The following is an 18,324-nucleotide window of genomic DNA, read 5'->3' as shown; positions in this document are numbered from 1 at the left end:
CGGACTCGCCGGGACTGGGTAGACACGGGGGCATGCGCAGCGTCCGTATCGGGGTCGACACCGGAGGCACGTTCACCGACGTGGTCGCGGTGGACGAGCAGACCGGTGAGATCACCACGACCAAGACTCCCTCCACCCCCGCCAACCCGGCCGACGGGTTCATGGAGGGGGTACGGAAAGTCCTGCGGAAGGCGGCCGGTGCGGAGGACGCGGGCGACCTGGGCGACGCGGGCATGGAGGCGGTGTCGGCCGTCGTGCACGGCACCACGGTCGCCACGAACCAGCTCCTCGAAGACCGCATCGCCGACCTGGGCTTCGTCACCACCGAGGGCTTCGAGTTCATCCTGGAGATCGCCCGCCAGAGCGTGCCGGACGGCTACGGCAACTCCTACTTCTGGGTGAAGCCGCCCCGCATCGTCCCGGTGCACCGGGTCAGGACCGTCGGCGGGCGCCTGGACCACACCGGTGCCGAGGTGCGGCCGTTCGACGAGGAGCAGGCCGTCGCGGCGGCCCGCTGGTTCCGCGACCGCGGCATCACCGCGATCGGCGTGTGCTTCCTGCACTCGTACGCCAACCCCGCCCACGAGCTGCGCATGCGGGAGGTCCTCGAACGGGAGCACCCGGACGCCGTCGTCTCGATCTCGTGCGACGTGCTGCGCGAGTACCGCGAGTACGAGCGGTCGGTCACCACCCTGGTCGACGCCGCCGTCAAACCGACCATGCGCCGCTACATCGCCAACCTGGCCGAACGCCTGGAGGCGGCGAGCCGCGCGGGGGACGTGGACGGCCGGGCGTACGCGGAGGGCGCGGGGGACGCGAGCGACCGGACGTACCGGAAGGGTGTCGTGGGTGCGGCGGCGGCGTCGTCCGCGGCGGGGGTCGCGCGTGCGGGGAGTGCCGGGAGGGGGAGCGGCATGCCGTTCTCCGTGATGAAGAGCAACGGCGGTGTGCTGTCCGCGGCCGAGGTCGTACACCAGCCGATCACCACCGTGCTCTCGGGACCGGCCGCGGGCGCGCTCGGCGCCGCGCTGATCGCCGCCACCGCCGGGCACCCCTCGGTGATCACCCTGGACGGCGGCGGCACCTCGACCGACGTCGCGGTGGTCGTCGACGGGGAGCCGTCCCTGACCACCGAGGGCAGCATCGGCCGTTACCCCTGCAAGATCCCGATGATCGACATCGTGACCGTCGGCGCGGGCGGCGGCTCCGTCGCGTGGATCTCCCCCGAGGGCACGCCGAAGGTCGGGCCCAGATCGGCCGGGGCCGACCCCGGCCCCCTCTGCTACGGCCGGGGCGGTACCGAGGTCACCGTCACCGACGCGCACGTCTTCCTCGGCCGGGTCCCCCCGCACCTGCTCGGCGGGGAGATCCCGCTCGACGCCGACGCCGCCCGCGAGGGGATCGAGGCGCTCGCGGGCAAGATCGGGCTGTCCCCGGAACGGACCGCGGCGGGCATCCTGGAGATCAGCGCGTTCAACCAGTCGAACGCCATCCGCCAGATCACCGTCAAACGCGGCCTGGACGTGCGCGACTTCCCCATGGTCGCCTTCGGCGGCTCGGGCCCGCTGCTGGTCTGCCGCCTGATCGACATCCTCGGCCTGCCGTCGGTGATCGTGCCGCCCGACCCGGGCAACGTCTCGGCCTTCGGGCTGCTCACCGTGGACGTCAAGAACGACTACGTGCGCACCTTCGTCACCCGTGACCTCTCCCTGGAGGCCGCAGGGGAGATCTTCGGCGACCTGGAGGGGCAGGCCGCCGCGGCCCTGGACCGCGAGGGTTTCGCCGCCGGCGCGCACGTCTACGCGCGCAGCGCCGACCTGCGCTACTACGGCCAGGCCTACGAGGTCAGGGTGCCCGCGCCGTCCGGCCCGCTGGACGAGGACTGGCGGGCCGAGGTGCTGGACCGCTTCCACACCGAGCACCGCAAGCTCTACGGGTACGGATACCGCGACGACCCCCGGCACGGCGTCGAGTGGGTCAACCTCCGTGTCTCCGGCATCGGCCCGATCACCCGGCCCGTCATCGGGCACAGGCCGCACGGCGACCCGCGGCCCGAGCCGGCCGCCTTCCGCGAGGTCTTCTACGACGAGTGGGGCGCCACCCCCATCCACCGCCGTTCCGACCTGACCGCCGGAGCGCAGGTCACCGGCCCGGCGGTCATCGAGGAGTACGGCTCCACGCTGCCGCTCCACCCCGGCTTCACCGCGACCATGGACGAGTTCGGAAACCTGGAGGTACGCCGTGCATGACGCGGAGCGAACCCGACGCAGTGAGCGGAGTGGTCCGCGAGGGACGAGCGGCCCGCGGAGTGGGCGAGGAGCGGTGAGCGACCGATGAGCACGGAGCGAACCCGACGCAGTGAGCGGAGTGGTCCGCGAGGGACGAGCGGCCCGCGGAGTGGGCGAGGAGCGGTGAGCGACCGATGAGCACGGAGCGAACCCGACGCAGTGAGCGGAGTGGTCCGCGAGGGACGAGCGGCCCGCGGAGTGGGCGAGGAGCGGTGAGCGACCGATGAGCACGCAGCGAGCCCGGCACGGTGAGCGGCCGGTGAGCGGGGCCGACCCGGTGCTGGTGGAGATCGTCGAGGGGACGCTCGCGTCGGTGGAGATGGAGGTCGAGACGGCCATCGCCCGTACCGCCCGCTCACCCATGATCCGCGACGCGCACGACTTCCGCGCCGGCATCCACGACGTACGGCTGCGCAAGCTGACCGGCAGGTCCTACTCGGCGCTGGTCCAGCCGATCGTCAGGGACTTCCCGATCGGCGAGATGAGGCCCGGCGACGTCTTCTTCCACAACGACGTCTACCTGTCCGAGGGCGGCATCGGGCACCTGCCCGACCTGTGCGTGACGGTCCCGGTCTTCCACGACGGGCAGGTCGTCGCCTTCGTGCAGGCGTTCGGCCACCACGACGACATCGGCGGGGCCGTACCGGGCTCCATGCCGAGCAACGCGCGCAGCGTGTTCGAGGAGGGGCTGATGGTCCCGCCGATCAAGCTGTGGGACGAGGGCGTGCCCAACCGGGCGGCACTCACGATCATGACACGCAACTCCCGGATGCCCGACTCCCTCGCCGGAGACCTGGACGCCGAGTGCTCGGCCTGTCTGATGGGCGCCCGGCGGCTGGGAGAGCTGTTCGACCGGTACGGGCGCGAGGCGGTCGAGGCGTGCTTCGACGCGATCATCTCCAACACCACCGAGACGTTCCGCAGGGAACTGCTGGCCAAGATCCCCGAGGGCACGCACGTGTGGGAGGACTACGCCGAGCACGACGGCGTCGACGAGCCCCGCCTGCACACGCAGCGGATGACCCTCACCGTCGACCACTCCGCAGAGGTGCCGCTCGTCATCGACTTCACCGGCACCTCCCCGCAGGCCAAGGGCCCGATCAACCACGCGGGCGACTACGCCGACGGGGTGTTCCTGAAGAAGTGGCTGGCGCCGATCCTGCGCAACCTGGCCGACACCCCCGAGCGGATGGCCGAACTCGACGTCAACGAGGGAGTCGTCCCCCTCATCGAGATGCGGTTCCCCGAGAAGGGCACCCTGCTCACCCCGATCTTCCCCGCCCCCACCAACGCCCGCACGTTCGTGATCCTGCGCCTGCTGGGCGTGCTGGCCGGGGTGCTGGCCAAGGCGACCGGCGGCCGGATGCCCGCCGACCAGGAGACCATCCGCTACACCGGCGTCTACGGCGCCGGCGCCGACGGCACCCCGTACCTGATGAGGGAGGTCCTCGGCGGCGGCTCCGGCGGCCGGTGGTACGCCGACGGCGAGGACACCATCCACGTGGTGCCCGACTCGCGCAACATCCCGGTCGAGTTCGCCGAGTCCCGCTGGCCGTTCCGGGTCGAGCGGCTCGGCCTGGCCCGCGACTCCGGCGGTCCCGGCCTCTACCGGGGCGGCCTCGGCTACGACAAGCACCTGCGGATGCTTCGCGACGCCTCGTTCATGTCCATCGCCGACCGCTCGATCCTGTCGTGCTGGGGCGTGAACGGCGGCCGCGCCGGACGGCCCTTCGTCGTGGAGATCGAGGGCAGGGAGATGGAGGGCCTGGTGGACGACTCGCCGGTCCGCGCGGGCGAGATCATCCGGGTGCGCACCACGGGCGGGGGCGGCTGGGGCTCCCCGCTGGACCGCGACCCCGCCCTGGTGGCCGCCGACGTCCGCGACGGCAAGGTCTCCGCCGAGGGCGCCCGCGACGACTACGGCGTCGTCCTGTACGGCGACCCCGACGACCTCCGGGTGGACGCCGAGGCCACCGCGACCCGCCGCGCCGGGCTCCGCGCCCTCCTCCCGGCCGATCCGGCCGACCGGCCCTTCTTCGACCGGGGTCCGGGCTTCCCCACCCTGTCGGGCGGCCTGCCGTACGCGGAGGTGGACCTCATCTGACGCTCGCGGGGCGCTCATGTGACGCTCGCGGGGCACTCGCGAGGCGGTTCACCTCCGGTGGCGGAGGGTGCGGGTGACGGTGAGCCCGCCGAGGGCGAGGGCGCCGGCCAGCAGGATGCCGGTCTCTGTCCACTGGAAGCGCCAGAACCGGTCGGCCGGATGGTGGTAGACCGCCTTGCGGTAACCCTCGTCGATCAGACACTCCTCCTTCAGCAGCTGGGCCCGTTCCGAACGGGCGTCCACCCCGGCGGGCGGCGGGCAGGTGCCGGCCGGCGGCTCAGCGATCTCCCGGCCGGAGGGGGTGACCCAGGCCTCCCCGACCAGGGTGCCGCCGCCCTCGTAGAGTGCCGTCCAGCCGGTGGTGACGGTACGCACCGGCTCGGCGTAGGAGTCGCGGGAGAAGAAGACGGCCGGAACGGCCACCGCGACCAGCGCCACGGTCACCGCCATCGCGGCCAGGGTGCGCCGGAAGAACGTCCCGGCGGCGGCGCCCAGGACGAACGCGAACAGCCACCACGCGGCCGGGACGACGCCGATGACGGTGAACGTCCCGGGTTCCAGCGACTTGTCGCCGATCACGTCGCGGAACACCGGCAGCCACGCGCTGATCATCGCCGACAGGAGCAGGGCGGCGGCCACGACCATGCCGCCGAGCAGGCAGAGCTTGGTCACGAGCCACCGCAGAGGGGAGACCGACTGGGTCCATGCCAGCGCGCCGGTCCCGCGTTCGAACTCGGCCGCCAGCAGCGGCGCGCCCCAGAAGGCTCCGACCAGCGCGGACCCGGCGACGGGAAGCAGGCCGAAGACCATGAAGACCGGATGGTAGTAGTCGTAGTAGATCGTCGAGTTCACGCCGGAGCACGCGGCGGCGGAGCCGGGGCAGCCGGGCGGGGCCTGGCCGGCGATGTAGGCGGTCGCCCGCAGGCCGGAGATCAGCAGCAGCGCCCCCAGGGCGAGCAGCAGACCGCAGGTCGCCAGGATCTGCGCGCGATGCTGTCGCCAGGTCAGCCAGAGCAAGGAGGAATCCCTTCAGGTGGTACGCCCGGTTCACCCGGGTGGTCCCGCACGAGGGACCGCCCGAACCCGGTGGTCCGGTACCGGTCTCGCACGAGGGACCGCGCGAACCCGCCGGTCTCGTGCCGGTTCCGTACGGCGGAGGCAGGGGGATCAGCGGGTGGAGGTCAGGGTGGGGCGGGGGAGGGCCGCGAGGTCCGGGGCGCGCAGATAGGCCAGCACCGTCTCCTCCAGGTTCACCGGGCGGGTGGTCCAGCGCGGGTCGGGCGGCGGGGTGCCGTCCCGGACGAGCAGGGTGGCCTGCCGCCCCGTCCCGCCCCGCGAGATCACCGGCAGCCGGGCGGCGAGCGCGTCGGCGCCCTCGGCGGGACCGGTCAGCAGGCGGTGCCCGGCCACCAGCTCGTCGATGTCGCCGCTGACCTGGACCCGGCCCCCGTTGACCACCATCAGCCAGTCGCAGGTCCCCTCCAGTTCCGACACCACGTGCGAGGAGAGCAACACGGTCAGCCCTGTCTCGGCGACCGCCGCCATCAGGCCGCGCATCACGTCCTGGCGGGCCAGCGGGTCGAGGTCGGCCAGCGGTTCGTCCAGCACCAGCAGGTCCGGGCGCTTCGCCAGTGCGACGGTGAGCGCCACCTGCGTCCGCTGCCCGCCCGACAGCCTGCCGACCCTGCGGCCGAGCGGGATGTCCAGTTCCGCCAGCCGCCTCCTGGCCGCCGCGTCGTCCCACCGGGGGTTGAGCCCGCGCCCGAACCTGAGCATCTCGGCCACGCTGAAGCCCGCGTACAACGGCTTGCCCTGCGCCATGAACGCGATCCGCCGCAGGTTCTCGCGCACGGGTTCGCCGAACACCCGCACGGTCCCCGTGGTCGGGGCGAGCAGGCCGACGGCCATGTGGAGCAGGGTCGACTTGCCCGCGCCGTTGGGGCCCACCAGCGCGACCACCCGCCCGGACGGCACCGCCACCGAGCAGTCGCGCAGCGCCCAGGTCCGCCGGTAACACCTGCCCAGGGCCTCGGTCTCCAGCGCGTTCACGCGATCTCCTCGCGGGATCCGTGGCCCCCGGGGGCCACGGGGGTCTCGTGGGAGAGGTCGGTCAGGACGGAGGCGACCAGCGCCTCCAGATCCTCCAGGTCCAGACCCGCCTGGCGCCCGTCGCGCACCCAGCGCACCAGGTCGGCGCGCAACCGCGCGCGGTCGCCCATGGAGGTCTGGCCCAGCGACCGCTCCACGAACGTGCCCTGCCCCGGCCGCCCGCTGACCAGGCCCTCCCGCTCCAGCTCGCGGTACGCCTTCAGCACGGTGTTCGGATTGATCGCCAGCTGGGTCACGACCTCCCTGGCCGTCGGCAGCCGGTCACCCGGCCGCAGCACACCGAGCCGCAGCGCGTGCCGGACCTGATGCACCAGCTGGAGGTACGTCGCCACCCCCGACCCCCGGTCGAGGCGGAATTCGATCAACGCCACACCCTTTCACTAATTAAGTAGTGAAAGGGTGGAGCCAGGGTGGGGGAATGTCAAGCCGCGCCGGGCACGCCTTCACGATCGGCGCGCCCCGGTCACGCGAAGGCGCCGGATCAGGGCGGGGTGGCCGCTCGAGGGCCGTCGGATCGGGGCGGTCCGGCCGCGCCCGAGCCGCCTTCCCGGCTCGTGGGGAAGACGCGGCCGAGGTGGTAGTCGATGGCCCGCCGTACCTCGGCCACGGTGCGCCGTCCGTGGAGGACGTCCATGCCCAGCCCGGTGATCCCGGCCACCAGGAGGTCGGCCTCGTGGCGCGGGTCGAGCCCCGGCGCGGCCGTACCCTCGCGCTGCGCCTGCCCGATGACACCGGCGACCAGCTGTTCGAGGGGCTGGGCGTCGTGCAGGAAGACCGAGGCCAGCGCGGGATCGGTGAGGCTGCGGGCGTAGTAGGCGGCGAGCACCCGCAGGGCCGCTCCGCGCTGGTCGTCCAGCGGCAGGAACTCGGCCAGGATCGCCCCCAGCAGGGCACGGGAGTCGGAGGGGTCGACCGAGGCCATCCGTGCCCGGGCGTGCCGCTCGTTGTCCTCGTTCAGCAGCCGGAGCGCGGAGACGAGGAGCCGGTGCTTGCTGTCGAAGTGGTACTGGACCACCCGCAGCGACACCCCGGCCTCGGCGGCGACCTCCCGCATGCTCGCCGCGTCCAGCCCGCGCTCGGCGGCGACGCGCCAGAGCGCCTCGCTGATCTCGCGGCGCCTGGGCGACCGCGCGCCCGGCTCGGGAGCCGGGGGCGCGGGGGGCGGGTTCTTCCGCCGCCGGTACGCCTTCGCCTGGCAGCCGCGCGAGCAGTACGCCGGAGGACGCCCCCGCGTCGCCGCCGGCAGCGGGGCACGGCAGACCCGGCAGGTCACCCTCTTTTCGTCACGCACCCCCACAGCATATTCCCAATAATCTGTGATGTAAGTCGAAGATTGTCCAGATCAGAAGCTTTTCAGTCAACATCCTTTTGATACGTTCGTATCGTTCTCAGACCATGACGTGAGGAGGTCGACGATGAACGAGGCCTGGTACCGGCTCGGGATGCTTCTGGTGCTCGCCGCGGGTGTCTGGGAGGGGCCGCTGGCGATCGTTTTCCGCGTGTTCACCGACAAGGCGCCCGACGTCCTGACCGCGGCCAACTACCTGCCCGCCCCCTGGTGCTACCTCGCGGCGGCGGGCGCGACGATCGCCGCCCTGGCCGTGATCGCGGTTCTGGACGCCGCGCACAAGCGGGTTCTGGCGCGCGAGGAGCGGCCGGGTGGCGGGTGATCGTCGCCGGTTCCGTATTCCGGCCGGGGTGGACTCGTGCGTTGGTCCGGACAGGTGCTAGCCTGGACGTAGTTGCGGTTGTGGTACCCATGAAACTTTGTGTGCACCTGACGGATAACCCTTCAGGTGCATTTTGTTTTCCCGGTCATCTCCGGATGGGCTCATCGCGGCGACGCGAGATCCACGCGGTGTGGATCTCGGCTCTGCCCCCTATCGAAGGAGAATGATCATGGCGACTGGCACCGTTAAGTGGTTCAACGCGGAAAAGGGCTTCGGCTTCATCGAGCAGGACGGCGGCGGCGCCGACGTCTTCGCCCACTACTCCAACATCGCCGCCCAGGGCTACCGTGAGCTGCAGGAGGGCCAGAAGGTCTCCTTCGACGTCACGCAGGGCCAGAAGGGCCCGCAGGCGGAGAACATCGTTCCCGCCTAGTAGCACAGGCACATCACGGGCCGGGGCCCGCACCTCTCTGAGGTGCGGGCCCCGGCTCGTTTCGCGTCCCCGTCCGTACGCCGGGATCCACGGGGCGGTGGGGCCCCTCGTCGGCGTGATCCGACGACAACCGGTGACCCGGGTCAACCTCGGGTGAGCGTCGTCCTCGCGGGCGCGTGGATGTCGGCGGGGAGCAGTTGCTCGGTGAGCAGGCGGCGGATCCGGTCAGGGCTGGTCGCCCAGGGCCGCAACAGCTCCCATCCATGGAAATATCCAAAAATATACGGACTCATCGCCGACGGCCTCAGCACCCTGAGCGCGAGTGCCGCCTCGTCCTCGCTGTACAACGCCCACCGGGTGAGATAGGCGGCCAGTTCCGCCTCGCTCCGTCCTTCGGCCGCCAGGAACGTCGCGTTGCCCCAGACGCCCCACAGCACGTTCTTGGCATGGTGGATCGCCGCGAAGTCGCTCCCGTCCGGCCGGATGCCCACCAGCGGGAAGATGTTCGCGTTCAGCCAGGCCTGCGCCTCGTCCCCGGGGAACAGGAGTTCCTCGGCCAGCAGCCCCAGCCCCTCGCTGAGCACGAACGACGGCGACAACATGAACCGCACGCGCTGGTCCGGGTGGATCTCCTTCAGCATCGACTCGGCGATGTGACCGGGGTGGCCTTCGTGCGCGACGAGATACAGCAGGTCGGCCAGGTTGAAGGGAATTGCTCGGTTGATGTGGATCGTGGACTTCAGCCCGCCCTCGTAGTCGCCCGCACCGTGAAAGGCCACGTCCCGCACGAGCCGGCACTTCACGACCTCCTCCTCGGGCAGCGCGATGATGGTGCCGGTACGAGCACGTGTCTCGGCCACCGCCCTGGCCACCAGATCCGGCAGCCGCTCGATCGGCTCCAGCGTGTGGGCAGCCTGCCATGCCCGAAACCGCTCGGCCAGCGAGCCGGGGGTCTTCGGCAACGCGGCGTCCAGCTCGGCGTGCGCCTGCTCGAACACCGACTCGGGCAGCCGGCGCGGTTCCAGGCCCAGGCATTCCGCCGCGTATTCGGCCGGCGGGAGCCGCGCACCGTTCAGGTAACCGGCAACGGCCCGCATCGCACGCACGTGAGCCCTCAGATAGGCGGACGGTGCGCTGTCCAGCAGCCTGTCGGCGTCCCGTACCAGCTCCGCGGGGGACGCGGGCGGCCGGGCGTCGACCTGGGCGCTCCAACCGGCCGGTCCCCGGTAGATGAGCATGGTGACGTCCGCCAGACGGTCGATCCGCAACGCGAGCATCGCGTAGGCACGCTGCCATTCCACGAGTTCCTCCTTCGTCTCGGTGGTGGTTAAGCTAGCCGTACGGTTTTCCGTACAGTGCACGGAAAGAAGGGGGAGATGCCGGAGTCCATCTGGTTCCGTGACGAGGACCGCTCGCGAAAACCGCGTCTGTCACGTGAACGCGTCGTCGAGGCCGCCATCACCCTGCTCGACAGCGAGGGTGTGGCCGGATTCTCCATGCGGGCCCTGGCCGCCCGGCTGCGCGCGGGCACGATGTCGCTCTACGAGTACGTCACGAGCAGGGAAGACGTGCTGGACCTGGCTCTGGACGAGGTGATCGGCGGAATCGAACTCCTGGAGGCCGGCTCGTGGCGCGACACGTTGCTCGGCCAGCTCACCCAGAGCAGGGCCGTCATGCGACGCCATCCCTGGGTGCCCGCGCTCACCGCCACCCGCCCCCTGCTCGGCCCGAACGCGATGGCCCGCTCCCGTCGCTTCTACTCCGTCCTGGCCGACGCAGGGCTGAGCGGGCCCGCCCTCGTCTCCGCCGTCGGGACGCTGTCGTCGTACGTGAACGGCTTCGTCGCGGCCGAGAACACCTGGTGGGCGACGGTCCGCACCCCCGGGGCCGACGCCGAGATCCGCGGCAGGGTCGACCGCTACCTCGACGAGCACTCCCACCTCGCCCAGGTGACCGACTCCGACTTCGACGGTCAGTTCCTGCTCGGCCTCGACCTCATCCTCGACGGCATCGCCACCCGCCTGCCGTGACCGTCATCCGGGCGGACCCGTCGATCGGCGTCGCCGTCGCGCTCCCGCCGGCCTTTGCCGTACCTCGATCCCCGGCTCGTCCCGGTGCTCGGCTCGTTCGTCCTCGAAGGGCCGATACATGTTGCGGTGCTCGGTTCCTTCGCCTCCGAGGTGCCGATGCGTGGGCGGCCCCCGCTCTCCCCGGCCGGAGCCGTACGGGAGGTCGTGACGAACACGTCCTCATGATCTTGCCCCCTCCCGTCCCGCTCGGTGACGGTATGGGAGATCATGGGTGTGCCCCCGTCCGGGTGTCGTGCCAAGTGGTCTCATGGCAAACGGGCCGGGAACGGGGAGCCCTTGCCGGCCGGGCCGGCCGCCACGCACCGGAGGTTGATCTTGCAGGGAGCACTCGGCGACATCGTCGTCCTCGATCTCTCTCGCGCGCTCGCGGGCCCGCACGCCGCGCAGATGCTCGGTGACCTGGGCGCCCGGGTGATCAAGGTGGAGCATCCCGCGGGAGGTGACGACTCGCGGGGCTGGGGTCCGCCGTTCGTGGGCCCCGACCAGGACATCTCCACCTATTTCCTGGCGGCCAACCGCAACAAACAGTCAATCGCCATTGATCTCAAGTCCGCCGAGGGCAGGTCGCTCGTCGAGCGTCTGGTGCGGCAGAGCGACGTGCTGGTGGAGAACTTCCGCACCGGGGTCATGGACCGGCTGGGCTTCTCCGTCGAGCGGCTGCACGAGCTCAACCCCCGCCTGGTCATCCTGTCGATCACCGGGTTCGGCCACGACGGCCCGGAGGGCGGCAGGCCCGGTTACGACCAGATCGCGCAGGGCGAGGCGGGGCTGATGAGCCTGACCGGCCCGTCGCCCGAGGAGCCGTACCGGGTGGGCGCCTCGGTCGCGGACCTGCTCGGCGGTATCCACGGCGCGTACGGGGTGGTCGCCGCGCTCTACGAGCGGGAGCGGACCGGGCGGGGCAAGGTGGTGCGGACCTCGTTGCTGGCCGCGGTGACCGGGGTGCACTCCTACCACGGGACGGCCTGGACGGTCGGCGGCCAGGTGTCCCGGGCGGGCGGCAACCACCACGCCTCCATCGCCCCGTACGGCGCCTTCCGCTGCGCCGACGGCATGATCCAGATCGCGGCGGCGAACGACACGCAGTGGCACAAGGTCGCCGCCCTGCTCGGGTTGGACGTCGACCCATATGTCACTAAATATGCGAATAACAGGGAAAGATTTACGCATCGGGATGAACTGATCTCCGACATGGAGCGGGCGCTCACCAAGCACGACCGGGCCCACTGGCTGGCCGCGCTCGGCGAGGCCGGGGTGCCCGCCGGGGCCATCAGGTCCCTCGACGAGGTCTACGCCTGGGACCAGACCCGTTCCCAGGGCCTGGTCGTCGAGGTGGACCATCCCGTGCTCGGCACCATCGAGCTGCCCGGACCGCCGCTCCGTTTCGACGGAGACCCTCCCATGCGCCACGGCGCCCCGCCCGCTCTCGGCGAGCACGACGACGAGGTCCTCGCCTGGCTGGAGGCGCGCGAGCGATGACAGGCACACCCCCCGTCCACGCCCGGACGCCGTCCCGCGGAGCGCGGGTATGACCCCGGCACGGCCCGACGCGCGCACGCTGATCGGCACCTTCCTCGACCCGGGTACGTGGCTGTCGTGGGACGAGCCGCCCGCCGACCCCGCCGCGCCCGGTTCGGGGTACGCCGAGGAGCTGGCCGCGGTCCGGGGCAAGACGGGATACGACGAGTCGGTGATCACCGGGGAGGGCCTGCTGGACGGGCGCCGGGTGGCGATCGTCGTGTGCGAGTTCTCCTTCCTGGCCGGTTCGATCGGGGTGGCCGCCGCCGAGCGGCTCACCGCCGCGGTCGAGCGGGCCACCGCCGAGGGGCTCCCGCTGCTGGCCGCCCCCGCCTCGGGCGGAACCCGGATGCAGGAGGGCGCGGTGGCCTTCGTCCAGATGGTGAAGATCACCGCCGCGGTGGCCGCGCACCGCGCCGCGGGGCTGCCGTACGTCGTCTACCTGCGCCACCCCACCACCGGAGGTGTCTTCGCCTCCTGGGGGTCGCTCGGGCACGTCACCGCCGCCGAGCCCGGCGCGCTGATCGGGTTTTTGGGGCCGAGGGTGTTCGAGTCGCTGCACGGCTACCCGTTCCCCGAGGGCGTCCAGGTCTCCGAGAACCTCTTCGCCCACGGCCTGGTCGACGCGGTCGTGTCGGCGGAGGACGCCCGCCGGGTCGCGATACGGGCGCTCGCCGTGCTGTGCGCCCCCCGCCGGGACCTGGACCCCGGGCCCGAGCCGGACGAGCGGGTCCCGACGGTCCAGGCGTGGGACGCGATCAGCCGCTCCCGCCGCGACGACCGCCCCGGGGTGCGGGCGCTGCTCAAGCTCGGCGCCTCCGACGTCACCCCGCTCAACGGCACCGGCGTGGGCGAGAACGACCCCGGGCTGATCCTCGCCCTGGCCAGGTTCGGCGAGGCTCCCGCGATCGTGCTCGGCCAGGACCGGCGGCACCAGCGGATCGACGCCCCGCTCGGCCCGGCCGGGCTCAGGGTCGCCAGGCGGGGCATGCGCCTCGCCTCCGAGCTGGGGCTGCCGCTGGTCACCGTGATCGACACCGCCGGGGCCGCGCTGTCCAAGGCGGCCGAGGAGGGCGGCCTGGCCGCGGAGATCGCCCGTTCGGTGGCCGATCTGGTGATGCTCGACGCCCCGACCGTGTGCCTGCTGCTGGGAGAGGGGGCGGGCGGTGCCGCGCTCGCGCTGCTCCCCGCCGACCGGGTGCTGTGCGCCCAGCACGGCTGGCTGTCGCCGCTGTCTCCCGAGGGGGCCTCGGCATTGCTGTACCGGAGCGTCGACTTCGCCCCGGAGATCGCCGCGGCGCAGGGGGTGAGGTCCACCGACCTGCGCAGGGACGGCCTCGTCGACCGGATCATCCCGGAGTTCCCCGACGCCGCCTACGAGCCGGAGGCGTTCTGCGTCCGGGTCGCGCGCACCCTGGAGCACGAGATCGCGGGACTGCTGGGCCAGGCCCCCGCCGACCGCCTCGCCGCCAGGCTGGCCCGTTACCGGCGGCTCGGCGTGAGCTGAGGATTCCCGGCCCGGGGGACGGCGGCGTCACCCGTACGGATGCCGGACGTCCCCGGGGCCTGGGCGTGGCCGCCGGCGGTTGACCTGAACTTTGGTTGAGGTCTCATCCTGATGACCATGACCACACCGATCACGCCTTCGACGCCGGCCACGCCGGTTACGGCCGGGCGGCGGGAGTGGGCCGGCCTCGCCGTGCTGGCGCTGCCCGCCCTCCTCGCCTCCCTCGAACTGACCGTCACGAACCTCGCGTTGCCCGCCATCGGCAGGGACCTGGCGGCGAGCGGCACCCAGTCACTGTGGATCGTGGACGTCTACGCCTTCCTGCTGGCCGGGTCGCTCATCACCATGGGCGCGCTCGGTGACCGGATCGGCCGCCGCCGGTTGCTGCTGATCGGGGCGGTGGCGTACGGCCTCGCCTCGGTCCTGGCCGCCTACGCGCCCGACGCCGGGAGCCTGATCGTCGCCCGGGGGCTGATGGGGGTCGCCGGATCGACCCTGATGCCCTCCACGCTCTCCCTGGCCACGTCCATGTTCTCCGATCCGCGGCAGCGGGCGACGGCCATCGGGGTCATCGTGGCCAGCGTCTCGGGAGGCACCGCGATCGGCCCGCTGGTGGGGGGATGGCTGCTGGAACGCTTCTGGTGGGGGTCGGCGTTCCTGCTGGCCGTACCCTTCATGGCGGTGCTGCTGGTCGCGGGCCCGCTGCTGCTGCCGGAGCGCAGGGACGCCGCCGCGGGGCGGCTGGACGTCACCGGCGCGCTGCTGTCACTGGGCGCGGTGCTGCCGCTGGTCTACGGGCTCAAGCGGATCGCGGCCGACGGCCCGGAGATGACGTCCGCGGTCGCGGTCGTGGCCGGGCTGGCGCTGGCGGCGGCGTTCGTCCGCAGGCAGCGTACGCTGGCCGATCCCCTCGTCGACCTGCGGCTGTTCGCCGGACGGACGTTCAGTGCCGCGGCCGCCACGCTGGCGTTCGGCATCTTCGTGCTGTGGGGTTCCAACTACGCCGTCGCGCAGTACCTGCAGCTGGTGCACGGCCTGTCGCCCCTGGAGGCGGGCCTGTGGACGGCGCCCTCGGCGGCGGGGGTCATCGCCGGTTCCCTCCTGGCGCCCCGGGTCGCGCGGAGGATCCCGCCCTCCGTCGTGATCGCCACGGGCCTGGCCGTGTCCGCGGCCGGCTATCTCGTGCTCACCCGGACGCAGGGGACGGGCGGGCTCGCCGTCCTCGTGTCCGGGGCCGTGGTCGTCTCCGCAGGGCTGGGGCCGATGATGGCGCTCGCCACCGACCTGGTCGTCGGCTCCGCGCCGCCTCACCGGGCCGGTGCCGCGGCGGCGATCGCCTCGGTGGCGCCCCAGTTCGGCGGCGCGCTCGGCATCGCGGTCCTCGGCAGCGTCATCACCGCGGTCTACCGGAGCCGGATCTCGCCGGCGGAGGTTCCCGAGGCCGCCCGCGACAACCTCAACGCCGCGGTGGCGGTCGCGGGGAGCCTTCCCGGGCGGCTCGCGTCCGGACTCCTCGACACGGCGCGCACCGCGTTCGTCCAGGGCTTCCACCTGACCGCGGCGATCAGCGCCGTCCTGATGGCGGGCGTCGCCCTGCTGGTGGTGATCCTGCTCCGCGAGGACGCCGGGCGGTGAGACGCTCCCGGCCGGCCGACGGGCCGACGAGCCGGCCGGTCAGCGGGCGGGCCCGGCTCGGGACTCCTGGTCGGCCGGCCGGTCAGTGGGGCCGCCCTGCGGTTTCCGGTCGGCCGGTGAGCCCGCTCCGCGGACGTGCCGAGAGCGTTACGGCTCGGCGCCCTCCGGGGTGAGCGGGACGGGCAGGCGCTCGATCCTGATGGAGAAGACCTCGTCGCGGGGGACGACGACCTCGTACGCCCCGTGGTCGACCATCCAGTAGCCCAGTGCCTCGGCCTTCATCCCGCTGTGCCCGGTGTAGGCGATGTGCAGGCTCTCCTCGCCGTTCTCCTCGGAGACGTCGAGGACCAGGCACGGCTCCCCGCCGAACGCGCCGACCGTGCGGACCAGCACCAGCCAGTCGAGGTCCTCCCGGGCGACGACCAGCCGCCAGTAGCCGGTGGCCGCCTCGAAGCCCTTCTGCGCCTCCTCGTTGAACAGCACCACCTCGGCGCTGCCGGGCCCGAGGGCCGCGGCGTACGTACGGCCCAGGTAGCGGGCGGCGAACCCCGAGGCCACCGGCTCGATCTCGGCGCTCATGAGGCGGGCCGCCAGCTCAGGCCGTCGTAGAGGCCGAAGAGGCGCTCCTCGCCGGGGACCACGTGGATGATCTCGGCTCCCGCGGGGATCGGCATGGGCGTGGTGTGGAACTGCGGCACGACGTGCTCCCGCGAGGTGGTGAAGCCGTTTCCGGTGAAGGGCGGTGAATCGTTCCAGTCACCGCCCATGTGCGGGCCGTACGGCACGACGTAGGCGTCCATGTCGCGGGCGAACCAGCGCATCAGATAGATCTCCGGGACCGTCGCGGTCAGCTCCGAGCCCTCGAACCCCAGGTCGAGGCCGGCGAAGAGCTGCGCGGGGGTGGTCAGCCGCGCGCAGTCCTGAACCCGGTAGACGTACCCGGAGATCACGGTGCGTCTGCCGGCCAGATAGGGCACGAGCAGCCGAGGCGGTATGACCTTCTGCATCTGCGTTCTACGCCCAGGTGGCTCACTCACGGTCGGCATTTTACGATCCGCCGACCTGGAGCCGCCGGTGTTCCAGGCACGGCAGGGCATTCCGGGTGGCAATCGTGATCTGCGCGTCGATTTCGCACGTCTGCACGGCGGCTGTGGGTCCCATATCGGTGCGTACCACTCCCATCGGATCGACCAGCATGCTCCGCCCGATCCCGAAGCCGTCGCGGGCCTCCGGGTTCGGCGCCTGGCCCACGGCCGCGACCCAGGTGGTGTTCTCGATCGCGCGGGCCCTGACGAGGGTGGTCCAGTGTTCCTCCTTCATCGGCCCCGAACCCCATGCGGCTATCACCGCGAACATCTCGGCCCCCAGGTCGACCAGGGCCCGGGTGAGCTCGGGGAAGCGGATGTCGTAGCAGGTGACCAGGCCCACCCGGATCCCGGCCAGCTCCACCACGACCGGCGTGTCGCCCGGCGCGACCAGCTCTGACTCGCGGGCGCCGAAGGAGTCGAACAGATGGATCTTCCGGTAGGCCGCCTCGATCGAGCCCGAGGGGCCGATGGCGACCGCGGTGTTGTGGACCCGGTCCTCGCCGGGTTCGAACACCCCCGCGATCACCGACAGGCCGTGCTCCCGCGCCGCCGCGGCCAGCCCGGTGACGAACGGCCCGTCCAGCGGCTGGGCGAGGTCGGTGACGCGTTTGCCGTACCGGGTGAGGGCGGCCTCGGGGAGGATCGCCAGCTCGGCGCCGCCCGCGGCGGCCTCGGCGAGGGCGTCGCGGGCACGGCTGAGGTTGGCGGCGGGGTCTTCGGCCACCGGGATCTGGCAGAGGGCGATGCGCGTCACGGATGTGACCCTATCCGTCTGTTCGGCACTCGTTCCATCCACGTCAGGCTCCGCCACGCCCATTCCAGCGGCCCGTACCTGAACCTGGCCAGCCACGCGCGGCTGAACAGCACCTGAAGCGCCAGGACGGCGACGGAGAGCGCCACGCCGGCGAGCCGGGTCGTGTCCGCGACGAGCAGGGGTACGAAGATCAGGATGATCGGGGTGCTCACCAGGTAGTTCGTCAGCGCCATCCGGCCGAGCGGGGCCAGGACCGACAGCAGCGGGCCGCGCAGCCGGGTCCGCAGCAGGAGCAGCAGCCCGGTGCCGTAGGCCGTGGCGACGGCGAGCCCGGCGGCCGCGTGGACGGACGCGTGGAAGAGGAGGGGGTCCTTGGCGATGCGCAGCCAGAGCCAGGTGAGCGTCACGCCCAGCACCGCGCTCGCCACGAACGCCGGCGGCAGCAGCCACCCGGGCGGCGGGCGCTCCATCAGGAGCATGCCCAGCAGGAACAGGCCGGGAACGAGGATGATCCCGCCGCCCTGGTACACCGCCCACGCGGTGAGGGCGACGCCCAGCACCGCCACCGCGGGCCGGGGGAGGAACGAGGCGGGCAGCAGGACCAACGCCCCGAAGATCGCGTAAGGCAGGAGCACCTCGCCCGAGTTGAAGAGCTGGTGGACCGCGCCGAGGGCGGCGAGCACCGCCAGCCTGCGCAGCAGCACGGCCCAGGGGTGTTCGGTCCGGTCGGCCGCCGACCTCAGGAAGAGGACGAAGCTCAGCCCGAACAGGAACGAGAAGATCGGGTAGAACCTGCTCTGCAGCAGGTTGTCGAGCGCCCAGTCGACCGCGTTGCGATCGGACTCGCCCAGGTGGTCACGCGTGTGCTGCCAGGTGTTGACCACCATGATCCCGCACACCGCGAAGCCGCGGAGCGCGTCGAGCGCGTGGAGCCGGGCCGGCCCTGCCGGCCCTGCCGGTCCCGCCGGTTCGATCGGTCGGGCCGGTCCGCTCGGGTCGGCCGGGTCGGGCGGTCCACTCGGGTCGGCCGGGTCGGGCGGGCCGGTCGGTTGGGTCGGTCGGGTCACAGGAAATAGACGTACCACCCCATAATCCATCACGCATAGACGACCCCGGCTATTGACCGGC

The 18,324-nt window shown here is 72.2% G+C and carries 18 protein-coding genes; 9 read left to right on the top strand and 9 right to left on the bottom strand.

Going from position 1 to position 18,324, the window contains the following annotated elements; all coding sequences use genetic code 11:
- The first annotated feature begins 32 nt into the window (after window positions 1-32).
- Together ACTOQ3_RS19005 and ACTOQ3_RS19000 are read left to right on the top strand one after the other, a co-directional pair.
- On the top strand, window positions 33-2,249 hold the full coding sequence (locus ACTOQ3_RS19005) for a hydantoinase/oxoprolinase family protein (RefSeq protein ID WP_440084706.1): 2,217 nt from the start codon (window positions 33-35) through the stop codon (window positions 2,247-2,249).
- 262 nt (window positions 2,250-2,511) lie between these two features.
- Window positions 2,512-4,392 (top strand): hydantoinase B/oxoprolinase family protein, encoded by a 1,881-nt coding sequence (locus ACTOQ3_RS19000; RefSeq protein WP_440084705.1) that lies wholly within the window; start codon window positions 2,512-2,514, stop codon window positions 4,390-4,392.
- Window positions 4,393-4,440: 48 nt separating this feature from the next.
- Here the strand turns inward: ACTOQ3_RS19000 and ACTOQ3_RS18995 are convergent, their stop codons facing one another.
- The 4 genes from ACTOQ3_RS18995 to ACTOQ3_RS18980 all read right to left on the bottom strand — a co-directional run bounded on the left by ACTOQ3_RS18995 (window position 4,441) and on the right by ACTOQ3_RS18980 (window position 7,792).
- Window positions 4,441-5,409 (bottom strand): hypothetical protein, encoded by a 969-nt coding sequence (locus ACTOQ3_RS18995; RefSeq protein WP_440084704.1) that lies wholly within the window; start codon window positions 5,407-5,409, stop codon window positions 4,441-4,443.
- Window positions 5,410-5,559: 150 nt separating this feature from the next.
- Window positions 5,560-6,441 (bottom strand): ABC transporter ATP-binding protein, encoded by an 882-nt coding sequence (locus ACTOQ3_RS18990; RefSeq protein ID WP_440084703.1) that lies wholly within the window; start codon window positions 6,439-6,441, stop codon window positions 5,560-5,562.
- Window positions 6,438-6,872 carry a GntR family transcriptional regulator gene (locus ACTOQ3_RS18985; protein WP_440084702.1) on the bottom strand — a complete coding sequence of 145 codons (435 nt, stop codon included), beginning with the start codon at window positions 6,870-6,872 and terminating at the stop codon, window positions 6,438-6,440. The genes ACTOQ3_RS18990 and ACTOQ3_RS18985 overlap by 4 nt, the downstream gene beginning before the upstream one ends.
- 110 nt (window positions 6,873-6,982) lie before the next feature.
- Window positions 6,983-7,792: a TetR/AcrR family transcriptional regulator gene (locus ACTOQ3_RS18980; protein WP_440084701.1), complete on the bottom strand. Its 810-nt coding sequence runs from the start codon at window positions 7,790-7,792 to the stop codon at window positions 6,983-6,985.
- A 124-nt stretch (window positions 7,793-7,916) separates the two neighbouring features.
- On the opposite strand from ACTOQ3_RS18980, the gene ACTOQ3_RS18975 reads away from it, so the two are divergent.
- Together ACTOQ3_RS18975 and ACTOQ3_RS18970 are read left to right on the top strand one after the other, a co-directional pair.
- Entirely contained in the window at window positions 7,917-8,171 is a 255-nt protein-coding gene (locus ACTOQ3_RS18975) for a hypothetical protein (RefSeq protein ID WP_440084700.1), read from the top strand.
- A 229-nt stretch (window positions 8,172-8,400) separates the two neighbouring features.
- Window positions 8,401-8,604, top strand: coding sequence for a cold-shock protein (locus ACTOQ3_RS18970; protein WP_049562746.1), 204 nt, complete (start codon window positions 8,401-8,403; stop codon window positions 8,602-8,604).
- Between the two features lie 143 nt (window positions 8,605-8,747).
- On the opposite strand, the gene ACTOQ3_RS18965 is transcribed toward ACTOQ3_RS18970, so the two are convergent.
- Window positions 8,748-9,905 (bottom strand): hypothetical protein, encoded by a 1,158-nt coding sequence (locus ACTOQ3_RS18965; RefSeq protein WP_440084699.1) that lies wholly within the window; start codon window positions 9,903-9,905, stop codon window positions 8,748-8,750.
- 75 nt (window positions 9,906-9,980) lie between these two features.
- Here ACTOQ3_RS18965 and ACTOQ3_RS18960 point away from each other — a divergent pair, with 75 nt between their 5' ends.
- From ACTOQ3_RS18960 to ACTOQ3_RS18940, 5 genes are all read left to right on the top strand, one after another.
- Window positions 9,981-10,634 carry a TetR/AcrR family transcriptional regulator gene (locus tag ACTOQ3_RS18960; protein ID WP_440084698.1) on the top strand — a complete coding sequence of 218 codons (654 nt, stop codon included), beginning with the start codon at window positions 9,981-9,983 and terminating at the stop codon, window positions 10,632-10,634.
- Window positions 10,635-10,688: 54 nt separating this feature from the next.
- Window positions 10,689-10,859, top strand: coding sequence for a hypothetical protein (locus tag ACTOQ3_RS18955; protein ID WP_440084697.1), 171 nt, complete (start codon window positions 10,689-10,691; stop codon window positions 10,857-10,859).
- A gap of 150 nt (window positions 10,860-11,009) precedes the next feature.
- A complete protein-coding gene (locus ACTOQ3_RS18950) occupies window positions 11,010-12,173 on the top strand; it encodes a CaiB/BaiF CoA transferase family protein (RefSeq protein ID WP_440084696.1) in 1,164 nt (387 codons plus the stop codon).
- Between the two features lie 49 nt (window positions 12,174-12,222).
- Window positions 12,223-13,719 (top strand): carboxyl transferase domain-containing protein, encoded by a 1,497-nt coding sequence (locus tag ACTOQ3_RS18945; protein WP_440084695.1) that lies wholly within the window; start codon window positions 12,223-12,225, stop codon window positions 13,717-13,719.
- A 117-nt stretch (window positions 13,720-13,836) separates the two neighbouring features.
- Window positions 13,837-15,354: an MFS transporter gene (locus ACTOQ3_RS18940; protein WP_440084694.1), complete on the top strand. Its 1,518-nt coding sequence runs from the start codon at window positions 13,837-13,839 to the stop codon at window positions 15,352-15,354.
- Window positions 15,355-15,501: 147 nt separating this feature from the next.
- Here ACTOQ3_RS18940 and ACTOQ3_RS18935 read toward each other — a convergent pair whose 3' ends face one another.
- The 4 genes from ACTOQ3_RS18935 to ACTOQ3_RS18920 are packed head-to-tail and all read right to left on the bottom strand — an operon-like array spanning window position 15,502 to window position 18,263.
- The gene (locus tag ACTOQ3_RS18935; protein ID WP_440084693.1) at window positions 15,502-15,933 is read right to left on the bottom strand and encodes a hypothetical protein; all 432 of its coding nucleotides are present in this window, start codon (window positions 15,931-15,933) and stop codon (window positions 15,502-15,504) included.
- The gene (locus ACTOQ3_RS18930) at window positions 15,930-16,391 is read right to left on the bottom strand and encodes a hypothetical protein (RefSeq protein WP_362834929.1); all 462 of its coding nucleotides are present in this window, start codon (window positions 16,389-16,391) and stop codon (window positions 15,930-15,932) included. Before ACTOQ3_RS18930 ends, ACTOQ3_RS18935 begins: the two co-directional genes overlap by 4 nt.
- Before the next feature lie 10 nt (window positions 16,392-16,401).
- On the bottom strand, window positions 16,402-17,196 hold the full coding sequence (locus ACTOQ3_RS18925; protein WP_362680824.1) for a carbon-nitrogen hydrolase family protein: 795 nt from the start codon (window positions 17,194-17,196) through the stop codon (window positions 16,402-16,404).
- A complete protein-coding gene (locus ACTOQ3_RS18920; protein WP_440084692.1) occupies window positions 17,193-18,263 on the bottom strand; it encodes a DUF418 domain-containing protein in 1,071 nt (356 codons plus the stop codon). Before ACTOQ3_RS18920 ends, ACTOQ3_RS18925 begins: the two co-directional genes overlap by 4 nt.
- Window positions 18,264-18,324 lie beyond the last annotated feature (61 nt).

Origin of the sequence: Streptosporangium sp. LJ11, assembly GCF_051918945.1 — a bacterium.
In the GTDB taxonomy this organism is placed as follows: domain Bacteria; phylum Actinomycetota; class Actinomycetes; order Streptosporangiales; family Streptosporangiaceae; genus Streptosporangium.
The sequence above is the reverse complement of the archived record's forward strand: the minus strand, read 5'-3'. Positions and strand labels throughout refer to the sequence as shown.

Bases quoted from the DNA above. Each gene is read 5' to 3' on its own strand.
- ACTOQ3_RS19005 (WP_440084706.1), top strand. From the start codon at position 33: ATGCGCAGCGTCCGTATCGGGGTCGACACCGGAGGCACGTTCACCGAC.
- ACTOQ3_RS19000 (WP_440084705.1), top strand. From the start codon at position 2,512: ATGAGCACGCAGCGAGCCCGGCACGGTGAGCGGCCGGTGAGCGGGGCC.
- ACTOQ3_RS18975 (WP_440084700.1), top strand. From the start codon at position 7,917: ATGAACGAGGCCTGGTACCGGCTCGGGATGCTTCTGGTGCTCGCCGCG.
- ACTOQ3_RS18970 (WP_049562746.1), top strand. From the start codon at position 8,401: ATGGCGACTGGCACCGTTAAGTGGTTCAACGCGGAAAAGGGCTTCGGC.
- ACTOQ3_RS18960 (WP_440084698.1), top strand. From the start codon at position 9,981: ATGCCGGAGTCCATCTGGTTCCGTGACGAGGACCGCTCGCGAAAACCG.
- ACTOQ3_RS18945 (WP_440084695.1), top strand. From the start codon at position 12,223: ATGACCCCGGCACGGCCCGACGCGCGCACGCTGATCGGCACCTTCCTC.
- ACTOQ3_RS18940 (WP_440084694.1), top strand. From the start codon at position 13,837: ATGACCACACCGATCACGCCTTCGACGCCGGCCACGCCGGTTACGGCC.
- ACTOQ3_RS18935 (WP_440084693.1), bottom strand. From the start codon at position 15,933: ATGAGCGCCGAGATCGAGCCGGTGGCCTCGGGGTTCGCCGCCCGCTAC.